The organism is Stieleria magnilauensis (genome assembly GCA_007753675.1).
GTDB lineage: Bacteria > Planctomycetota > Planctomycetia > Pirellulales > Pirellulaceae > Stieleria > Stieleria magnilauensis.
The window spans coordinates 9,735,619-9,758,822 of record CP036432.1 but is presented as its reverse complement, the minus strand read 5'-3'; the positions used below and the strand labels follow the sequence as shown (position 1 = coordinate 9,758,822).

5 protein-coding genes are annotated in these 23,204 nt (G+C 60.2%); 3 read left to right on the top strand and 2 right to left on the bottom strand.

Annotation, left to right across the window (positions count from 1 at the left end; genetic code table 11):
* The first annotated feature begins 46 nt into the window (after positions 1-46).
* On the top strand, positions 47-11,224 hold the full coding sequence (locus TBK1r_RS34885) for a cadherin-like domain-containing protein (protein WP_145220475.1): 11,178 nt from the start codon (positions 47-49) through the stop codon (positions 11,222-11,224).
* Here the strand turns inward: TBK1r_RS34885 and TBK1r_RS34880 are convergent.
* Together TBK1r_RS34880 and TBK1r_RS34875 are read right to left on the bottom strand one after the other, a co-directional pair.
* Complete coding sequence (locus tag TBK1r_RS34880; protein ID WP_145209010.1) at positions 11,203-11,898, bottom strand: IS630 family transposase; 696 nt, start codon at positions 11,896-11,898, stop codon at positions 11,203-11,205. The two genes, TBK1r_RS34885 and TBK1r_RS34880, sit on opposite strands and share 22 nt — an antisense overlap.
* Positions 11,895-12,338 carry a helix-turn-helix domain-containing protein gene (locus TBK1r_RS34875; RefSeq protein ID WP_145209012.1) on the bottom strand — a complete coding sequence of 148 codons (444 nt, stop codon included), beginning with the start codon at positions 12,336-12,338 and terminating at the stop codon, positions 11,895-11,897. Before TBK1r_RS34875 ends, TBK1r_RS34880 begins: the two co-directional genes overlap by 4 nt.
* 88 nt (positions 12,339-12,426) lie before the next feature.
* Here TBK1r_RS34875 and TBK1r_RS34870 point away from each other — a divergent pair, with 88 nt between their 5' ends.
* On the top strand, positions 12,427-14,220 hold the full coding sequence (locus tag TBK1r_RS34870) for a cadherin-like domain-containing protein (protein ID WP_145220473.1): 1,794 nt from the start codon (positions 12,427-12,429) through the stop codon (positions 14,218-14,220).
* 230 nt (positions 14,221-14,450) lie between these two features.
* A complete protein-coding gene (locus TBK1r_RS34865) occupies positions 14,451-23,159 on the top strand; it encodes a DUF4347 domain-containing protein (protein WP_419580695.1) in 8,709 nt (2,902 codons plus the stop codon).
* Positions 23,160-23,204 lie beyond the last annotated feature (45 nt).

Here is a 23,204-nt window from a genome sequence, read left to right as displayed (position 1 = left end):
CGTCGTCTTTCGCCAGCCCCGCTCGCGCTTTACTGGATCTTCAACCTTGTCGGCGAATCACCCCTCACGCGTTTTCGACTTCTTCCTGCTGGAGGACCGCATTCTGCTCAGCGCAGACGGTCCCGACACGGCAGATTTGCCCGTTGACGCAGACGTCGAACTTCTCGACGCGGCGATGACGCAGATGCTCCAGTCCGCTGCGCCGGGCGCGTCTGACGAGTTGTTCGGTGCCCATCCGGTCGATTTGGTTGATTCACAATCCGATCAGCCTGACTCGAAGACTCTATTTGATTCTTCCACAACTGATCCGTCGCGTCCTCTCGAAGTGGTCTTCGTCGACGACGGTGTCGAAGACGCCGAGACGCTGTTGGCCGGACTGCGGGACCATTCCGATGACGGAACACAATGGTTGATCGTTCGACTCTCGTCGGAAGAAGACGGCATCACCCGGATCACCGAGACCCTCGGCGGGCTGTCGGGCGTCGACGCGATTCACATTCTCGCCCACGGTGACGGACAGGGACTGCAACTCGGCAACACGCGGTTGGACCTGTACTCGGCGAACGGATACGCCGGCGACATTTCCTCGTGGGCCGGCTCACTCGACACGGACGCCGATCTCTTGATCTATGGCTGCGATCTGGCCAGCACCGCCGAGGGCCGTACGCTGATCGATTCGATCGCCACACTGTGTGACTGTGACGTTGCGGCCAGCGATGACTTGACGGGAGCCGAGCAACTCGGCGGTGACTGGGATCTGGAATACACGGTCGGGTCCGTGGACGCCGGGATTGCCTTCGACACGCAGGCACTCTCCCAATGGAATCACGTCCTGAATGTCTACACAGTGACCAACACGCTCGATGACGGCAGCGTGGGAAGTCTGCGTTGGGCGATCGCACAGTCCAACGCGTCGACAACCGTCGACGACACGATCGACTTCGCCATCGCGGGCACCGGCGTCCATACGATCAACATCGGCTCAGCACTGACGATCACGGACACGGTCACCATCGATGGCATGAGTGAACCAGATTACGTAAACACCCCGGTCGTCCGGATCGATGGCAATGCCTCTGGATTCAGTGGCATCAGCATCAGTGCCGGAGGAGCGGGCAGCACCATTCAAGGCATCATGGTCACCGGGTTCACTGCTGATGGAATCAACATCGCAGCGGGCGCGGACAATGTGACGATCGCCGACAACTGGATCGGCACCGCGGGGACCGGGACCACCGGGATCGGAAACAGCGGGGTAGGGAACAGCGATGACGGAATTGATATCGCCGGCTCGAACGCAATGATTCTTCGTAATGTCATCACAAATAATGGCGATGAGGGAATCACTATCGTTGGATCTGGTGTCACAGGCCATGTCATCCAAGGCAACACTGTAGGCCTGGATCCCGACGGTGCAACCGGCGGCGGCAATAGCGACGTCGGAATCGCAATCATTTCTGGTACGGGAAACACGATCGGCGGAACGACGGCGGCAGAGCGAAATGTGATCTCGATGAATTGGGAAGGTATCGAGGTCAATACGTCGAACAATGTGATTCAAGGCAACTTCATCGGCACCGATGCCACCGGCTCATTGGATCGCGGCAACCGCATCGGTGACGGTATCGAAATCAATGGCGGCACCGGTAACTTGATCGGAGGTTCGATAGCCGGGGCCGGAAACGTCATTTCGGCGAACTCAGATTCCGGAATTCAGATCAATGCGGGCGCTTCGGCCACCACCATCACCGGGAACTTCATCGGAACCGATGCATCCGGCTATGCGGACCTTGGCAATGCCAATGACGGGATCATCATTGTTGACAGCGCCAACAACACGATCGGTGGAACAAACGTCTATGAACGAAACCTCATCTCCGGTAACGGGTTGGGCATCCGCATCGGCGGGGTCGGTGCGACGGGCAATACGATCATCAACAACTACATCGGCGCTGACGTCGATGGCGATGCCACCTTGGGCAACGATTTTGACGGTGTCTTCATCAGCCGATTTGCCGACGCGACGGCGGGCGACCCGTCTGGTAATCGCATCGGTGGGATTAATGCCGGGGAAGGTAATCTGATCGCAGGAAACCTTCGCGACGGAATACGCCTCTATTCAAATGCGGGGATCATCAGCAATGCGATTCTCTCCAATGTGATTCATTCGAACACTGGTCTGGGAATTGACCTCGGTGGAAATGGTGTCACAGCCAACGACGTCGGCGATGGTGACAGTGGCGCAAACAACCGGCAAAACTATCCGGTACTTACCTCGGCGCAAATGATATCATCGACCGACGTGAATATCATCGGCACGCTCAACGGCGTCGCCAACAGTTACTACCGCATCGAGTTTTTCGCCAGCGCGTCGGGTGATGGCTCAGGGTACGGCGAGGGACAGCGTTATCTCGGCTTTGCCAACGTCACCACGGACGGATCCGGAAACGCCACGATCAATGCGACGTTGACGGCCAACGTGCTGGCCGGAGAGATCGTCAGCGCAACGGCGACGAAGAGTAACGTCAGTTTCAATGCATTCACCGACACGTCTGAATTTGCTCAAAACGTCTCGGTCACCAACACCGCTCCGGTCGCCGGCGACGATGCGTATTCCACCAGTGTCAACACCACGCTGAACGTCGGGCCGACGACAACCAACTTGGCCAACTGGTGGCAGTTTGACGAGGGAACCGGCCAAACCACCGTCGATTCCGGAGCCTTGGGGAATGACGCGACGTTGGGCGCGACGGCGGCCGTTGATACCGATGATCCGACCTGGTCGACCGGCTATGTGGGCTCCGACGCGCTGACGTTTGATGGCACCGCGGATTACGTTTCAACCACCAGCACGGTGATGAAGACGGCCAGCAGTTTTACGATGTCGGCGTGGTTCCAAGCGACCACCACATCCGGACAACAACACATCCTGTGGGAAGGCTACAGCGGCGGCAACGGATATGGTTCGGCACCGGGAACGGCGGCGGAGTCGGAAATGGGGCTGACGATCGGAACCTACGACCAGGCTAACAAGATCGTCTTTTTCTTGGGATATGAAGTCCCCGTCAATGGTGCGGACCCGATCTACATCGTTTCGAATTCAGACTTCACCGACACGACCGAGTTTCATCATGCCGCGGTGACCGTGACCGATCTGGGCGGCGGTGTCTTCAGCGCGTCGTTGTATGTCGACGGTGTATTGGAAGGCACGGACACAGGGGTACAGAATGACCGATCCGCCTGGGGTGCCCTTCAAATTGGCAAGCCCGGTGCGAACACTCGACTCTTTAGTGGTCAGATCGACGACGTACGGATCTACGACACGGCACTTTCCGCCACCGAGGTGGAAAACATCGCACGCTCCGGCGTGCTTCAGAACGACAGTGATTTCGATCACCGTGCGATCCACGTCAACACGGCGGTCGTGTCAGGACCGAGCAACGGAACACTCAGTATCAACGCCGACGGTTCATTCTCCTACACGCCCAATGCAAACTTCAACGGCGTCGACACATTCACCTATCAAACCACCGATGGCAGCCTCGACTCCAACGTGGCCACCGTCACCATCACCGTCAACGATGATCCGGTCCTCACCACGACCGGTGGTTCGGCCGCCTACACCGAAAACGCGGCGCCAACTTTGATCGACAGCGGATTCACCGCGTCGGATCCCTATTCCACCGACCTCGACACCGGAACGCTAACCGTTTCCTTCTCTGCCGGCGGCACCAGCAACGATCAGTTGACCGTCGTCGACGGGGGATCGGTCACGGTGGTCGGAAGCACGATCCGGCACGGCGGAATCGACGTCGCCACCTTCACCGGGGGCACTGGCGGCTCGGACCTGGTGATCACGTTCAACGCCAACAGCACACCGGCGATCGCTCAGGCCATCGGGCGGCAGATCGGCTATCACAACACGTCGGATAATCCCTCGACGGCGGCACGCACCATCGATTTTGTGCTGACCGACGGCGACACCGGGACGAGTAATACCGCGCAGAGAACGGTCAACGTCACCGCCGTCAATGATGCAGCGGTCGAAACATCGATCGAAGGCAGTGTCCTCGCCTACACCGAAAATGACGGGGCGGTGGTGATTACGTCCACCTTGGCCCTGAGCGATGTTGATGACACGAATCTGGAATCTGCCGTTGTCCAGATCACTGGCAACTACGCCAGCGGCGAAGATGTCCTGACATTCGTCGATCAGAACGGGATCAGCGGGATTTGGAATGCGGGCAGCGGGACGCTGACGCTGACCGGCACCGCGACGGTCGCCCAGTACGAAGCTGCGCTGCGGAGCATCACCTACACCAACAGCAGCGAGAATCCCTCGACCGCGACTCGGACGGTGTCCTTCACCGTCAACGACGGCGACTTGGATTCCAATACCCAGACGCGCGACATCTCGATCGCCGCGATCAATGACGAACAGGTGTTGGCAACCAACGCTGGCGATACGATCGCCGAAGGTTCCGTCGGCAACATCATCACCACCGCGATGCTGGAAACGACGGACGTGGACAACACCGACAACCAATTGGTTTACACGGTTGATACGGTGCCCATCAACGGAACATTGTATCGCAGCGCGGTCGCTTTGAACGTCAATGACACGTTTACCCAAGCGGACATCGATGCGGGGCTGATTAGGTACGACCACGACGGCAGCGAAACGACCAGTGATGCGTTTGACTTCACCGTCGATGACGGCGCGGGAACGACGACTAGCAGTACGTTCAACTTTACCGTCACGGCGGTCAACGACGATCCGGTCTTCACGTCGTCCAACACCGTCGCGGTCGACGAGAACCAGACTGCCGTGTTGACGGTCACCGCCACAGACGCCGAAGCCGCCACGCCGACGTATTCGATCACCGGCGGCGCCGACCAGGCGTTCTTCTCGATCGACACCAACTCCGGCGTCTTGACGTTCATCAGCCCGCCCGACTACGAAAATCCCTTGGATGTCGAAGGCGACAACGTCTACGAAGTCCAAGTCACCGCCAGTGACGGAACGACCGGCAGCGCCGTGCAGGCGATCAGCGTTACCGTCCTGAATGTGACCGATACCTCCTTCGACGGCCCCTCCACCGTGATCTGGTCTCAAAACGGCCTGTCCACCCCGCAGGCGGCCGATTTCAACGGCAACGACTTCAGTATCGAAGTCAACACCGCCGACATCGGCGGTCCATGGCGCGTCATCGACGGAGCGGAGTCGCCCGACCGAGACGAAAAGATCGTCATCGGCGTCGACGCGGCCGGCAATCTGAGCGGCCAGATGTGGGACGGTTCGTCCTGGACGGCCTTTACGTTCAACGATTTCGCCACCGTTACGGATTCCACCAAGTGGGGATTTGCGATCGAATACGAATCGGTCAGCGGTGACGCCGTGCTGGTCTGGAACAACGCGGCGACGGGAACCGACGGACTGTCCTATCGGGTTTGGAACGGAACGGCGTGGTCGGCGACCAACACGATCACCACCCCGATCGCCGGCGAAGCCGAACAGATGCGTTTCGCTTCCGACCCGGCCTCGGACGAAATGGTGCTGGTCGTCAGCAACGCCGCCCACCAGGATTACGCGCTGGTCTGGGACGGGAACGCCTGGGGGAATGCCCAAACCCTTACCACCACCGCCGGAGCGGGCAACACCGAGGTCTTCGTGACCTACGAATCCCAAAGCGGTGACGCCATGGTGGTCTATGGCGACAACACCGCCAGCGCGTTGTATCGCGTTTGGGACGGCGGCTCCTGGTCGGCCCAGCAATCGATCACTCCGCCCGGTGGTGTGACCGGACAAGTGACCTGGACCAGCGTTGCCTCGGACCCGAACACCGACCGCATCGCCTTCGCCGCCCACACCTCCAACAGCGAGACTTGGCTAGCCGTCTGGGACGGAAACAGCTGGGGCGACAAACTGCTGGCGTCCACGTCGGAGACCAACAACACCTTCCTGAGTGTGGCCGTCGCGTTTGAATCCCAGTCGGGTGATCTGCTGGCCGTCTATTCGGAGAACGACAACCGTTTTAGTTATCGCACCTGGGACAGCGGCGGCGGCTGGTCGGCCGAGACGCAAGGCGTCGATCTCAAGGACCAGGTACGCACGGTCACGCTGACCAGTCGTCCCGAAACGAATCAGATCATGCTGACCGCGCTCGATGCGGGGGGAGACCTGAACAATCCGCTGTGGGACGGATCGAGTTGGAGCGAACGGAATGAAGTCGAAAACAACACCGGCGAAACGACTGTCCAGCCATTCTTATTCCTGTGGGACCAAAACCCGCCTGAATTCATGGCCGCCGCCAATGACACCGCGTTTTGGTTCAGCACCGACGGTGATGTGAATTCCAAAGGCGCCGCCGGCCTCAATTCCTGGACCGCCGGAGAAGTGCTCCGCCTGGGTGATCCGGACCTGTTGCTGGAACCGGTCAGCGGGACGACGTCCGGCACCGCGACGTCGGTGTTCAATCTGGACACCTTCGGCAGTGACACCAAGATCGACGCCCTGCACTATGTCACGGCCGATCTCCAGGTCGGCAGCTCCAACTTCAATCTGCTCGAAGGCGACGTGCTGTTTTCGACCGCCGACAATGAAACGCTGGTTAGCACCAACACGCTGGCGATTTCGAAGAACGATGTGATCGTGTTCCGCGCGGATACACCTGGCGACTATTCGTCGGGCAGTTTCTATCTGTTGCTGGACGATCCGGTCGGCGCCGATGTGCGCGGGATCTCGCTGGTCGAACAAAACACGACCGTTGGGGACACCGTGCTTCAGGCCGGCGATTTCTTGCTGACCACCGATGCGACTGGACTGGATACCTCCTTGTTGTTGTTTGAAACGACCGATGTGGGTGCGGGAACGACCAGCGGCACGCTGCAGACGCTGCTGGATGGCTCCGATACCAACCTCGGTTTCTCCGAAAAGATCAACGGCGTCGAACTCTATGAAACCGACGCCGTCATCGGCGGCCACACCATCCTGGCCGGGACCATCGTACTCTCGGTCGATCGCGATTCGGGCGTCGGCAGCAACGCGTTGGCGGTCAAAAAGCACGACATCATCGCGTTGTCGGTCACGCAGACGACGTTGGTTGCCGGCGCAGGCAATGGTGCCGCCACGGCATCGCTGCTGATGGACGGTTCGGACATCGGATTAACCGCGGGAGCCGAAAAACTGTCTGCCATCGCGGCGTTCCCCAACAATCAAACCCCGACCGACATCGCGCCCGACACCCCTTCGGTCAACGAATTCACCGATACCACCGGCGGCGTCAGCGTCGCCACCCTGACCACTACGGATGTCGATGCGGGCGAGACATTCACCTATTCGATCCTCGGCGGGGCCGATGCAGCGAACTTCTCCATCGGCGGCGTTTCCAGTGACGAACTGGTGCTGACCGATGGAATCCTGGACTACGAGACCAAGTCGTCCTACAGCGTGATCGTGCGCGTGACGGACTCCGCATCGAACTACTACGACGAAACGCTGACCGTCAACGTCAATGACCTGAACGATGCGCCGACGGTCGCGACCAACACCGGCACGACGGTTTTGGAAGGTTCCACCGGAACCGCGATCACGACAGCGATGCTCAACGAAGGTGACGTCGATGATAGCGGCGCCGGGCTGACCTACACCGTCACCGACGTGACCGACAACGGCACGCTGTACCTGGCCGGATTCGGCGCCTTGGGACTCAATGACACCTTCACCCAAGCCGACATTGATGCCGGAGACGTGACCTACGACCACGACGGCAGCGAAACGACCAGCGATGCGTTCAGTTTCTCGCTGGCCGACGGTGGGGAAGACGGCGCGACACCGGCAACGGGAACGTTTAACTTCACCGTCACGACCGTCAATGACGCTCCGGTGGAAGCGTCGATTGAAGGCAGCACGCTGGCCTACACTGAAAACGACGGCGCCGTGGCGATCACGTCCACGCTGGCGCTGAGTGACAGCGACGACACGAATCTGGAATCGGCCGTCGTCCAGATCACCGCGAACTACACCAACGGCGAAGACGTGTTGACCTTCGTCGATCAGAACGGGATCAGCGGGGTTTGGAACGCCGGCAGCGGAACGATGACCCTGACCGGCACCGCAACGGTCGCCCAGTACGAAGCGGCCCTGCGGAGCATCACCTACACCAACGGCAGCGAAAACCCCTCGACCGCGACCCGCACGGTCTCGTTCACCGTCAACGATGGCGATGTGGATTCGAACACGCAAACGCGTGACATCTCGGTCGCCTCGATCAACGATGATCCGACGAATGCAGGCGGCCTGCCGAGTGACATCACGGTGACCGAAGACGTCAGCAGCAACGTCGACCTGTCGGCGCTGAACTTGGCGGACCTGGATGACAACGGCGGCAACCTGACGGTCACGCTTTCGACCTCGACCGGTGGGTATCTTTCGGCGTCGACCGGCGGCGGAGTCACCGTGGGCGGATCGGGGACGGGAACGCTGACATTGACCGGATCACTGGCCGACCTGAACACGTTCTTGGACACTCCGGCCAACATCCAGTACCTACACGGCACGCCCCACACGTTCGGTAACGATGCCGATACGATTCAAGTGGTCGTCAACGACGGCGGCAACACCGGCAGCGGCGATGGAACGGATCAAACGATCGGCACCGTCAATGTTGACATCACCGCAGTCAACGACGAACAGGTGCTGGCGACCAACACCGGCGACACGGTCCCGGAAGGCTCCGTCGGTAACACCGTGACCACGGCGATGCTGGAAACGACCGACGTGGACAACACGGACAGTCAATTGGTTTACACCGTCGATGCGGTGCCGACCAATGGAACGCTGTACCGCAGCGCGGTCGTCTTGAGCGTCAGTGACACGTTCACCCAAGCGGATATCGATGCGGGCCTGATCACGTACGATCATGACGGATCGGAAACGACGAGCGATTCGTTCGACTTCACCGTCGACGACGGCGCCGGGACGACGACCAGCAGTACGTTTAACTGGACGGTGACCGCCGGCAACGACGCTCCGGTGGAAGCGTCGATTGAAGGCAGCACGCTGGCCTACACTGAAAACGACGGCGCCGTGGCGATCACGTCCACGCTGGCCTTGAGTGACAGCGACGACACGAATCTGGAATCAGCCGTCGTCCAGATCACCGCGAACTACACCAACGGCGAAGACGTCTTGACCTTCGTCGACCAGAACGGGATCAGCGGCGTTTGGAACGCCGGCAGCGGAACGCTGACTCTGACCGGCACCGCAACGGTCGCCCAGTACGAAGCGGCCCTGCGGAGCATCACCTACACCAACGGCAGCGAAAACCCCTCGACCGCGACCCGCACGGTCTCGTTCACCGTCAACGATGGCGATGTGGATTCGAACACGCAAACGCGTGACATCTCGGTCGCCTCGATCAACGATGATCCCACCGGCGCCGGCCTGCCGAGTGACATCACGGTGACCGAAGACGTCAGCAGCAACGTCGACCTGTCGGCGCTGAACTTGGCGGACCTGGATGACAACGGCGGCAGCCTGACGGTCACGCTTTCGACGTCGACCGGCGGTGATTTATCGGCATCGACCGGCGGCGGAGTCACCGTGGGCGGTAGCGGCACCGGCACATTGACGTTGACGGGTTCGCTGGCCGATTTGAACACGTTCTTGGACACCCCGGCCAACATCCAGTACCTGCACGGAACGCCCCACACCTTCGGTAACGACGCCGATACGATCCAAGTGGTCGTCAACGACGGCGGCAACACCGGGTCCGGCGGCGGAACCGATCAAACGATCGGCACCGTCAACGTCGATATCACCGCAGTCAACGACGAACAGGTGCTGGCGACCAACACCGGCGACACGGTCCCGGAAGGCTCCGTCGGCAACACCGTGACCACGGCGATGCTGGAAACGACCGACGTGGACAACACCGACAGCCAATTGGTTTACACCGTCGATGCGCTGCCGACCAACGGAACGCTGTACCGTCTCGGCGTTGCGTTGAGCGTCAGCGACACGTTCACCCAAGCGGACATCGATGCGGGTCTGATCACTTACGACCACGACGGCTCGGAAACGACGAGCGATTCGTTCGACTTCACCGTCGACGACGGTGCAGGGACGACGACTAGCAGTACGTTTAACTGGACGGTGACCGCCGGCAACGACGCTCCGGTGGAAGCGTCGATCGAAGGCAGCACGCTGGCCTACACCGAAAATGATGGCGCCGTGGCGATCACGTCGACATTGGCGCTGAGCGACAGCGACGACACGAATCTGGAATCGGCTGTCGTCCAGATCACCGCGAACTACACCAACGGCGAAGACGTGTTGACCTTCGTCGATCAGAACGGGATCAGCGGCGTCTGGAACGCCGGCAGCGGAACGATGACGCTCTCTGGCACCGCAACGGTCGCCCAGTACGAAGCGGCGCTGCGGAGCATCACGTACACCAACAGCAGCGACAACCCCTCGACCACGACCCGCACGGTCTCGTTCACCGTCAACGATGGCGATGTGGATTCGAACACGCAGACCCGTGACATCTCGGTCGCCTCGATCAACGACGCTCCGGTGGAAGCGTCCATCGAAGGCAGCACGCTGGCCTACACCGAAAACGTCGGCGCCGTGGCGATCACGTCCACATTGACGCTGAGTGACAGTGATGACACGAATCTGGAATCAGCCGTCGTCCAGATCACCGGTAGTTACACCAACGGCGAAGACGTATTAACCTTCGTCGACCAGAACGGGATCAGCGGCGTTTGGAACGCCGGCAGCGGAACGCTGACTCTGACCGGCACCGCAACGGTCGCCCAGTACGAAGCAGCCCTGCGGAGCATCACCTACACCAACAGCAGCGAAAACCCCTCGACCGCGACCCGCACGGTCTCGTTCACTGTCAACGATGGCGACGTGGATTCCAATACCCAAACGCGTGACATCTCGGTCGCCTCGATCAACGATGACCCGACCGGCGCCGGCCTGCCGAGCGACATCACGGTGACCGAAGACGTCAGCAGCAACGTCGATCTGTCGGCGCTGAACTTGAGTGACCTGGATGACAACGGCGGCAATCTGACGGTCACGCTTTCGACGTCGACCGGCGGGGATTTATCGGCGTCGCCCGGCGGCGGAGTCACCGTGGGTGGTAGCGGTACCGGCACATTGACGTTGACGGGAACGCTAGTGGTGCGTCAAAGTCTAATTTTAGGGTAGACGGATTTGAGTTTAACCCGGGCGTCGTCAATTTTCATCTGCCAGTCAACGCCTCGTTGTCTTGCATTGATGTCCGATGACCATGCTGCAATCTCTCTGGCCAACTCCTCAATACTTCCAATGCGTCGCCCGCCAACACATTGACGGGTGATGCTGCTTAACTCGTTCTCTGCGATATTGAGCCAGCTACCGTGCTTGGGCGTATAGCACCAGTTGATTCGCTTCACCAACGCCCGTGCTCGAGACGGCTCAAACACTTCGTAGAAAGCCCCGCGAGTGTGCGTGTTGAGATTGTCGCAAACCAACGTCACCGTCTCGCAATCGGCGTAACGTCCCTCAAGCAGCTCAGCCATTAGCAAGGCCCAGTCCGCTTTGGTCTTGGTCTCTCTGGCGTAGGCTTCTCGCCATCCTGCCAGCGGCTCGGTGTACATGAAAATGTTCGCTACTCCGGCACGTTCGTATTCATAGTCCACCCGGCGGGGATGTTCGGTGGTCGCTTCGATCGGAACGTTGACGTCCTTGATCAGTTGGACCGGTTGTTCATCCATGCAGATCACCGGATGACTCGAATCGTACGGTTTTTCGTAAGTTTCTAGCACATCTTCCATGCTCGCGGCGAACTCCGCATCGCACTGTGGCGGGATCACCCAGTACTCGATGTTGCGATTATTCATGCGATTTTTTTTAGCGTCTGGCGAACGGTTTCATGCGAGACCGAATCGCAGATCCCCAGTTCGACGACTTTCTCGGCGAGCAATCTCAGCGACCAGTTGGCATAGCCTGCTGGCGGTTTGCCTAGACGAGTGGCGATGATTTTCGCCTCTTCTTGACCGCTGAGGCATTTAGGTCTGGCAGGCTCCGCACGTTTCTTTCCCTGCAGTGTTTGCTCAAAGCCAAACTCGACAAACCGCTGTCGTATATTTTCGACCGTCTTGGTGCGGCAACGATAAGCTTCAGCAATCGCCGCATCGGTCCATGCCAAATCGTCTGCATCCGCAGCAAGCAAGATTTGGGCACGACGCACCTTCTGGCTAGAACCGCTAAACTTCTTGACGATTGCATCGAGCGTCCGACGCTCCTGATCGTTCAACCGAACGATGTACTTTTTCTGCATTGGAAAACCCTCCGTGTTCCCCAAAGCATGAAGCTTTTACGCGATTAGACCAACCCTAATTCTTGAAGCTGACGCACCACTAGCCGATTTGAACACGTTCTTGGACACCCCGGCCAACATCCAGTACTTGCACGGCACGCCCCATACCTTCGGTAACGACGCCGACACGATCCAAGTGGTGGTCAACGACGGCGGCAACACCGGCAGCGGCGGCGGAACGGATCAAACCATTGGCACCGTCAACGTCGATATCACCGCGGTCAATGATTCACCGAACCTGGCAACCAACTTGGGGATGACGGTTGCCGAAGGGGCGACGGGAACCGCGATCACGCCGGGCATGCTCAGCGGCAGTGATGTCGACGACGCTTCGACGGGTTTGACGTACACCGTCACGGACGCCGTCGACAACGGGACGTTGACGTTGGCAGGATTCGGGACCCTCACGCTGGGTGATACGTTCACGCAGGCGGATCTGGACAATGGAGACGTCACATACAGTCACGACGACAGCGAGACAATCGGCGATAGCTTTGGGTTTACGCTCGCCGATGGCGGAGAAGACGGCGCGTCGGCGATCGCCGGGACCTTCACCATCACGGTGACGCCCGTCAACGACAATGCGATCAGCGCGATTGCGGATGTTGATTCGTCGGCCAATTCAGTTGCCGAGGACGCGGTGATCGGAACCACCGTCGGCATCACCGCACTGGCAAGCGATGCGGACGCCGGGGCCAGCGTCACGTATTCACTCGACGACGATGCCGGCGGTCGATTCTCGATCGATACGACGACGGGGATTGTTCGGGTTGCCGGAGCGCTCGATCACGAAACGTCGGCGAGCGAAACGATTACCATTCGCGCAACGAGCAGTGACGGTTCGACGACAACGCTGACGAACTCGATCGCCGTGACGGATGTCAATGAAGCTCCCGCGGCGACCGGGGAAGCGTTCACGGTGACGATCGGTGAAACGCTTTCCGTGGGAGTGGCGGGCGTGATTTTCAATGACACCGACATCGACGGTGATGCGCTCGCGATCGTGTTGGTCACCGCGCCGACCAACGGCACCTTCAGTCTGGCCCCTGGCGGCAGTTTCACCTACACGCCGAACGCGGGCTTCTTCGGTCAAGATTCCTTTTTCTATCGAGTCACCGATGGCGCGTTATCGAGCAACATCGCTCAAGTCGTGCTTGAAGTGCCCGTCGCCGCCCCCGCGACCGGCCCGTCCAATCCGCTCCCGAGCAACGAAGTCGTGGAGGACGACACACCGGATTCGGAAACGCTGACGGAGTCTGAATCGGAGTCGGAATACGAAACGGAAACCGAGAACGCGGCCGATGAGAGCGAAACGAGTGAGTCGACCGACGACGGGGGCAGTTCATCCGCCGTTGCGGTTCCGCTCGCTTCACCGATGCAAGCGGGTGTGGGCGAACGACCGTCAAACGAAGCGGCCGAGCGTGCTGCGGCGGAACGCACCGCAGACGAGTTGGCGGAGTCAGAGCAGCGGTTCTTGGCCTCCTACACAACGGTTCGGAACTCGGCAAATTTTGTTCTCTCTTATTCGCCGGAACTCGAGCAGCTCGAACGCTTGCTTCAACAAGACTTGCAGCAAGCGATCGTTTGGACCCAGTGGGACGATTACCAGGAGCAGGAGCAGTCTCCCGTGACGGTGGTGGTGGGCGCCGCCGGAGCAGGGATGAGTGTGTTTTCGATCGGCTATGTGTTCTGGGCATTGCGTGGCGGCGCCTTGATGTCGGTGTTCGCATCGAGCCTTCCGGCATGGCGATTCATCGACCCGATCGCGATGCTGTCGGCCTATCGCAGTTCACAATTGACATCCGACGAGGGGTTGGAATCGCTGTTGAGCAGACGCGAATAAGGAAGGGCCCAGTGGAAAAGTTGACGGAGCACTCCGGTTGTAATCGTTCACTTCCGGCTGATCACTGCGATCGGCACGATCCTTCGTTGAGGTTGCCCCGCTTTGGCGAGACTCGGCATAGATCTCTCCCGATTCTGCTGGTTCGCGTCCTACCTTTGGAACAGACCCGCCGATAGATGTGGAGTCGATGTGCATTTGTCGACCCTTCTGTGAACGTCCGGAACGAATCCTTGCCTGTAAAAAAAACCAGACGCGTCTTCGACTTCTACTTGCTGGAAGACCGAATACTGCTTAGCGCAGAGGGTTCTGTAGAGGGTGTGTCGGACACTCCGGCGGACGTCGAGCTCCTCGATTCGATGTTGGTTCAGATGCTCGATTCGGGTCCGTCAGGCGAAGCGAGCGAGTGGGGCGACGCTGCGTTCGGCGAGATTGCTGTCGCCGAATCCGAGCAATTTTTCAATGGCCAGTCAGCTGCGCCTTCTCGCTTTGATCCGTCACGTCCGCTCGAAGTCGTTTTCATTGATGAATCGGTGGAGGACGCCGACGTGCTGTTGGACGGACTTCGCGACCAGTCCGTCGGTGGAACGCAGTGGTGGGTCGTCCGTCTGTCATCGGATGAAGATGGGATCCGCCAGATCACGCAAACGCTCGGCGAACTCTCCGGTGTCGATGCGGTCCATCTGGTCAGCCATGGCGATCGGCAGGGGCTGCAACTTGGCAACGCGCGTCTGGACGCCGAGACGATTTCGGCGTATTCCGGCGACATCGCTTCGTGGGGCGGCGCGATGGATCCCGATGCCGACTTGTTGTTGTATGGATGTGACTTGGCCGGATCCGACGACGGACGTGCCTTGGTGGATTCGATCGCGGCACTGTGTGACTGCGATGTCGCGGCCAGCGAGGATGTGACGGGGCACCAGGCACTCGGCGGCGATTGGGACTTGGAGTACACGTTTGGTTCGATCGAGACGTCTGTCGCGTTTGATGTCCAGGCGCAGCAGACCTGGAGCGGCGCGTTGGCGACGTTTACGGTCACGAATGTAAACGACACGGGTGCCGGATCGCTGCACCAAGCCATCTTGGATGCCAACGCATTGTCGGGGTTGGACACCATTGAATTCAATATCAGCGGGCCAGGGCTGCATTCGATAAATCTGTCGACTGCGCTTCCGACGATCACGGACGCGGTTTTGATCGACGGCTACACCCAATCCGGTTCATCGGTGAACACGTTGTCGATCGGTGACGATGCGGTACTCAATATCCAGCTCGACGGATCGGCCGCCGGAACGACATTTGGCCTGGACCTTGGCGCAGGGAGCGACGGAAGCACGATCAGGGGACTGGTGATCAACCGATTTGATCTCGGCGGAATCCAAATCGGCAGTACCGGCAACTCGATTCTCGGCAACTTCATCGGCACCGACAGCAGTGGTGGTTCCGATCTGGGTAATCTGCAGGACGGGATCACGATCGTTGCCAACAACAATACGATCGGCAGCGCGGCCGTCGCAGATCGCAACCTGATCGGCGGAAACGATGGCGCCGGGATCGCAATCGGCGCGGGGGTCAGTGGTATCGTGGTGGAGGGCAATTATGTCGGCACAGATGCGACCGGCTTGAGTGCCTTGGCCAACCAAGGCGAAGGGATCGTGATCGCCGGATCCGGCAACACGATCGGCGGCACGACAGCTGGTCAAGCCAACGTGATCGGCTACAACGTCGGCGACGGTGTTCAGGTCGAATCGTCGGGAACCGGAAATTCCATTCTCGGCAATTCGATTCATTCCAACGGCGGTTTGGCGATCGATTTGGGTGGCGACGGTGTCACGGCCAATGACGGCGAATTGACTCCCACCCCGGACCTGGATTCGGGTGCCAACGATCTGCAAAACTTCCCCGTGCTCACGGCGGTCGCATCGGGACCTTCGACGACGATCGTCGGCACGCTGGCTTCGACGCCCGGTCGCTCGTTCCGGATCGAGTTTTTTGCCAATGCGACCGGTGACGCCAGCGGCTACGGCGAAGGCCAGCGTTTTCTGGGCTTTGTAAACGTCACGGCCGATGGAACGGGCGATGCATCGTTCAGTCCGACGCTGGGATCCGCGGTTGCAGTCGGTGAAGTCATCTCGGCAACGGCGACCGACTTGACCACCAACGCGACGTCCGAGTTTTCGTCGAACCTGACCGCGAGCAACAATAACGCTCCGGTGCTGGACAACACCGGCACGATGACGTTGAGCACGATCAACGAAGACGAATCGTCCAACGCCGGACACTCCGTGGCTTGGATCATCGCCAGCGCCGGCGGTGATCGGGTGACCGACATCGACTCGGGATCACCCGAAGGGATCGCGATCACGGCGACCGCCGATGGCAACGGTGACTGGGAATATTCGACCGACGGCAGTAGCACCTGGCTGGCCGTCGGCCCCGTCTCGGACAACTCTGCGTTGCTGCTGCGCGACACGGATCTGGTTCGGTTTGTCCCCAACGGCCGCAACGCCACGTCGGCGAGTTTTGATTTTCGGGCTTGGGACCAGACCAGCGGTACGTTCGGCACGAAGGAGGATGCGTCCAGCAATGGCGGCAGTACGGCATTCAGCACGTCGATTGAAACCGCCGACATCAGCGTCACGAGCGTCAATGACTCTCCCGTCCTGAATTCCGCCGCCAGCCCGGAATTGGAAGGCGTGGCGGAGAATGCACCTGCGCCGGTCGGTGCGGTGGGCACGTTGATCACCGCGTTGGTCGACGACGCGACGCCGTCTGGGGAACTCGATAACGTCACCGATGTGGATGGCGGTTCGATGCTGGGAATCGCGGTGACCGGTGTCGATGCGAGTAACGGAACCTGGTTCTATTCGATCGACGACGGATCAAATTGGATCGCGATGGGAGCGGTCAGCGACAGCTCGGCCCGATTGCTGGCGGCCGATGCAAACACACGTGTCTATTTTCAGCCCAATCCCGGGTACACCGGCGAGGTCGCCAGTGCGCTGACGTTCCGCGCCTGGGATCAAACAACGGGCGGCAACGGTTCTCTGGCCGATGCGTCGATCAACGGGACGACGTCTGCGTTTTCCGCTGCGACCGATACGGCATCTCAGTTGGTCAACGACGCTCCGGTGTTGGACAACACCGGGTCGATGACACTGACAACGATCAACGAAGACGAGGTCACCAACGCAGGTGACAGTGTGGCGTCGATCATCGCCAGCGCGGGCGGGGACCGGATCACCGATGTGAATCCCGGTGCGGTCGAAGGGATCGCCTTGGTCGCGACCAACAACGGCAACGGAAGCTGGCAATATTCGCTCGACGGGGGCACCAACTGGTCGAGTGTCCCGAGCGTTTCCGATACTGCGGCACTGCTGCTGCGCGACAGTGATTTCCTGCGTTTTGTGCCCGACGCGGAGAACGGTACCGCGCCGACGGTGACGTTTCGGGCTTGGGATCAGGCGTCCGGAGTGGCCGGGACCGTCGTCGATGCTTCCAGCAATGGCGCAGCGACGCCGTTCAGTACCGCAACCGAAGTCGCATCCATCACGGTGACCGATGTCAACGACGCACCGGTTCTGGATGCAAGTGAAAGCCCGATCCTGGACGGCCAATACGAAGACGCCCCGGCGCCGGTCGGGGCAGTCGGTACGTTGATTACCTCGCTCGTTGATTTCGCTTCTCCCTCCGGTCAAGTCGACAACATCACTGACGTTGACATCGGGGCGTTGCTGGGGATTGCCGTGACGGCTGCCGACACGACCGACGGCTCGTGGTTCTATTCGGTCGACAATGGGGCCAACTGGAATCCGCTCGGAGCGGTCAGCGATAGCTCGGCACGACTGCTCGCCGCCGACGCGAACACACGACTCTATTTCCAGCCGGACCCCGACTACAACGGCCAGATCGCCTCGGCCATCACCTTCCGAGGTTGGGATCAAACGTCCGGCGCTAACGGAACGCTTGCCGATGCTTCGGTCAACGGAACGACGACCGCGTTTTCCGTCGCCAGCGACACGGCGTCGCTGTTGGTCAACGATGCTCCGATCCTGGACAATTCGGGGGCGATGACCCTGACGACCATCACCGAAGACCAGGTCACCAACGCCGGTGATACGGTGGCTGCGATCATCGCCAGCGCCGGTGGGGATCGCATCACCGACGTCAACTTTGGACCGGTCGAAGGCATTGCGGTCACCGCAACCGACAACGGAAACGGTGCTTGGCAGTACTCGATCGACGGCGGCTCGTCGTGGTCGAATGTCGGAACCGTGTCGGACACCTCGGCGCTGTTGTTGCGCGAAAACGATCTACTGCGTTTTGTTCCCGACGCCAAGAACGGAACTCCGCCCACGGTCACGTTCCGGGCCTGGGATCAGGCGACCGGAACGGCAGGCACCACCGCTGACACTTCCGTCAACGGTGCGACGACGCCCTACAGTGTCGCCACCGAAGTCGCCGCGATCACGGTAACGGATGTCAATGACGCACCGGTGCTGGACAATAGCGGCACGATGACGCTGACATCCATCACCGAAGATGATCTGACCAACTCGGGCAATACGGTCGCCAGCGTCCTGCTGAGCGCCGGCGGCGACCGCGTCACCGACGTTGACATCGGGGCGGTCGAAGGGATTGCGATTACATCCTGGAACAACGGCAACGGCACCTGGCAATATTCGACCGATGCCGGAGGAACCTGGACTGACATCGGAGCGGTATCGAACACATCGGCGCTGTTGCTGCGTTCGAACGATCTGATTCGACTGGTGCCGAACGGCGTCGGCGGCACGTCGGCCGATGTGACCTTCCGCGCCTGGGACCAATCCGTCGGGGCGTTCGGAACCAAAGTCGACACGTCCTCCAACGGCGGAATCACCGAGTTCAGCTCGGCCACCGAAACGGCTGCGATCACGGTCACGGATGTCAATGATGCCCCGGTCTATGATCCCGCGGGCGCGACGACGCTTTCGACTCTTACCGAAGACGAAACGGCAAACGGCGGAGACACCGTCGCATCGATCATCGCCAGTGCCGGTGGTGACCGGATGACCGACGTGGACGGCGGGGCATTGGAAGGGATCGCGATCACGTCGCTCGTCAGCGGCGGCGGCACCTGGCAGTACTCCGTCGACGCCGGCGCGAGTTGGGCCGACATCGGCTCGGTTTCCAACGCTTCCGCTCTGCTGTTGAGGGACAGCGATCTGGTTCGATTCATACCCGACGCGGAAAACGGAACTACCGCCAGCTTTAACTATCGCGGTTGGGACCAAACGGCGGGGACCGCCGGTACGAAAGTCAGCACCGCAACCAACGGTGGCACGTCTGCGTTCTCTACAGCGATCGAATCGGCCGACATTGTTGTCACCAGCGTGAACGATGCTCCCGTGGTCGACAACACCGGCAGCATGACACTGACGTCGATCAATGAAGACCAAACCAGCAACGCCGGCGACACGATCAGTGCGATCATTGCCAGCGCCGGCGGTGACCGGATCACCGACGTTGACAGCGGGGCCAGCGAAGGCGTCGCGATCACCTCACTGTCAAGCGGCAACGGAACGTGGGAGTATTCCACCGACGGCGGATCGTCGTGGACCGCAGTCGGCAGTGTTTCCAGCACGTCCGCGTTGTTGTTGCGAGCGGTCGACCTGGTTCGTTTTGTTCCCAACGGCGAATCAGGCACGACGGCGAGTTTTGATTTCTATGGCTGGGATCAAACCAGCGGGACGGCAGGAACCCAAGTCGACGCGTCGGTTCGCGGCGGCGTCACGGCATTCAGCAGTGCGGCAGAAACCGCCAACGTGACCGTGACCGACGTGAACGATGCGCCGGTCACCGGCACCTCCGCAGGCGTCGCGGCCTATTCGGAAAATGCCGTCGCGACGGTCGTGGATTCACTGCTGACGATCGCGGATGTGGATCCCGTTGATCTCAACGGCGGCCAGTTGACGGTCACGATTTCCGCCAACGCCACCGCAGACGATCGATTGATGATCTCGCCCGGCGGTGCGATCACGTTGCTGGGGACGGGGGTGTATCACAGCGGGACACAAGTCGGGACGCTGACCGGTGGCACGGGGACAGCACCGCTGGTGATCACGTTCAATGGCAACGGCACACCCGCGATCGCTCAGGAAATCGGACGACAGGTCAGCTATTTCAACGTCTCGGACGATCCCTCGTCATCGTTGCGCACGATCGACTTTGTGGTGACCGATGGCGACGGCGGCACGAGCAACACCTCACAAAGGTCGTTGTCTGTGACAGCCGTCGATGATGACCCGATTGCCGTCGACGACCACCATGGGCTGAAATTTGACGGCATCGACGATCGGGTGAACATGGGCGTTAGCGCGGTTCTGGAAGTCAGCAACCAGCTGACGATGGAGGCCCGCATTCGCCCCGATGCTTATCCCACCTCATCCAGCATCATTCTGAACAAGGAAGGCGAGTACGAAATCGGCATCACGTCGACGGGCAACCTGCGGTGGGCCGTCGCGAACACCACGCCCGGTTGGGCCTGGCATGACACCGGGGCTATCGTCCCGCTCAATGAATGGACTCACGTTTCGGTGGTCTATGACAACGGCACGATGAGCACGTACGTCAACGGCAATCTGGTCGAAACGTACTATGGATCGGGCAGCATCGGGGATGCGCACGCAACGAAGGATGACTTCATCGTCGGCGGGCGACAAAACAACCCGGTCGGTCAGTATTTTTCCGGAGAGATCGACGAAGTTCGACTGTGGAACGTCTCCCGGACTCAGAACGAAATCCGCACCAGCCTCGACCAATCCCTGACCGGAACCGAAACGGGCCTGATCGGTTACTGGAGCTTTGATGAAGGGACGGGGACGAGCACCGCTGACTTGACGGCCAATGCCAACACGGGATCACTCGTCGACGGCGGTTCGGGAACGGTCGGGCCGCAGTGGACCGGCTATTCGACCAACCAGGACACACCGCTGACCATTAATCTGGCCGACGGAGTTCTCGGCAATGACCTCGATGGCGAGGGAGACCCGCTGACCGTCACGCAGGTCAACGGCAGCGGGGCGAATGTCGGTTCGACGTTCACCTTGCCATCGGGAGCGCTGTTGACCGCCGCCGCGGGAGGGGACTACCAGTATGATCCCAACGGCATGTTTGATTATCTCGCGCCCGGGCAGACGGCGATCGATTCGTTCACCTATCAAGTCGATGATGGCAACGGCGGAACCGACACGGCGACGGTGAAGGTAACCATCACCGCGATCAACGACGCTCCCTTGGGCACAAACCTGAGCGCGGCCGAAACCTACACCGAGGACGCTTCGCTGGATCTGACGGACATTGTGGTCAGCGATATCGATGACGCCAATCTGACGGTGACATTAACGCTGTCGGATGTTGCCGCGGGTTCGTTAAGCACCGGCACGTCGGGTGCGGTGACGTCGTCTTTTGCCGCCGGTGTTTGGACCGCCAGCGGTGCGGTGGCGGATGTCAATGCGTTGCTGGCCGGTGTGACGTTCTCGCCGACTGCGGATTACGCGAACGACTTCACGATCGCGACCAGCGTCGACGATGGATTGGCAGCACCGGTGACGGGGATCAAAACGATGACCGCCACGCCCATCAACGACGCACCCGTGCTGTCGGCCGGCTCGGTGAATGACCTGACGGTGCTGGAGGATTCCGGATTCACCTCGCTGGGTCTGGGGGCGGTCCACTACGGCCCGGGCGGCGGAGGCGATGAGTTATCCCAAACCCTCTCCTACCAAGTCACTGTTGTGCCATCGGGATCACTCGGAGCAATCTACTTGGCCGATGGCGTCACAACCGTGACGACGTCGACCTACACGTTGGCAGAGCTCCAAGGCATGCAGTTCCGACCCACCGACGATGCCAACGGCGGACCGTCGTTCTTTTCTTACCAGGTGATCGATGACGGTGGCGGAACCGACACCCTCGTCCAGTCGATTCAATTGAACATCACCGCCGTCAACGATGCTCCGGTTGCCACCGCCGATGCCTACACGGTCAACCCCCAAGCGACGTTGTCGGTCGCCGACCCGGGTGTGATTTTCAATGACACGGATGTCGATGGGCACACGATGTCGACGATTCTTGTGACCGGACCGAACCATGGGACGTTTTCGCTACAGCCCGGCGGCGCGTTCACTTACACGCCCAACATCGGTTTCTTTGGACGAGATTCTTTTTTCTATTCAGTGACCGACGGTTCGCTGGTCAGCGGTGCGGTCGAGGTGACGATTGAGGTTCTGCTTGCACCGGCGCCAACATCGTTTTCAAACACGTCCTCGAGTTCTTCTTCGAACGCTCCAGCAGAATTGACGACGGACAGCGGAGATGAACCGGGAAGTGGCGAGGATCCTTTGACGCAAAGCGATTCGGCCGATGAGTCACAACGGGACGAATCCGCCAGCAATGCCGCCGGCGCGGTTCAAGCGGCGCTGGACGCAGCCGCACAAGCCGAGCGGTTGGCAAATGCCAAGAATGGACCCGAGGCGGATGGAAATTCCGGGACACTAGGCGACTTCAGCGGCGATTCGTCGGGGCGGCTGTTCAGTGTTTACGGCGTCTCTGAGAACCAAGTATCTGCCGCACGTTCAGCCTCGTCTGAATCGACGCAACTGGAACGTTTGCTTCAGCAGGACATTCGACAAGCCATCCTCTGGACTCAGTGGGATGATCTCGAGCAGCACGAAGAATCTCCGATGCTGGTCTACGTCGGGGCTGCGGGCGCCGGGATGAGCGTGTTTTCGATCGGATACGTGTTCTGGGCACTCCGCGGCGGGGCGTTGATGACAGTGTTTGCCTCCAGTTTGCCCGCCTGGCGGTTCATCGACCCGATCGCGATGCTCTCAGCCTATCGCAGTTCCCTGGGGACGGCCGACGAGGGACTGGAGTCGTTGCTGAAACGTGGCCAGTGAGTGCGTGCCCAGACAACGGGCGGCGAAGACGCACGCGACGTCGTA

Bases quoted from the DNA above. Each gene is read 5' to 3' on its own strand.
- TBK1r_RS34880 (WP_145209010.1), bottom strand. From the start codon at position 11,898: ATGAATAATCGCAACATCGAGTACTGGGTGATCCCGCCACAGTGCGAT.
- TBK1r_RS34875 (WP_145209012.1), bottom strand. From the start codon at position 12,338: ATGCAGAAAAAGTACATCGTTCGGTTGAACGATCAGGAGCGTCGGACG.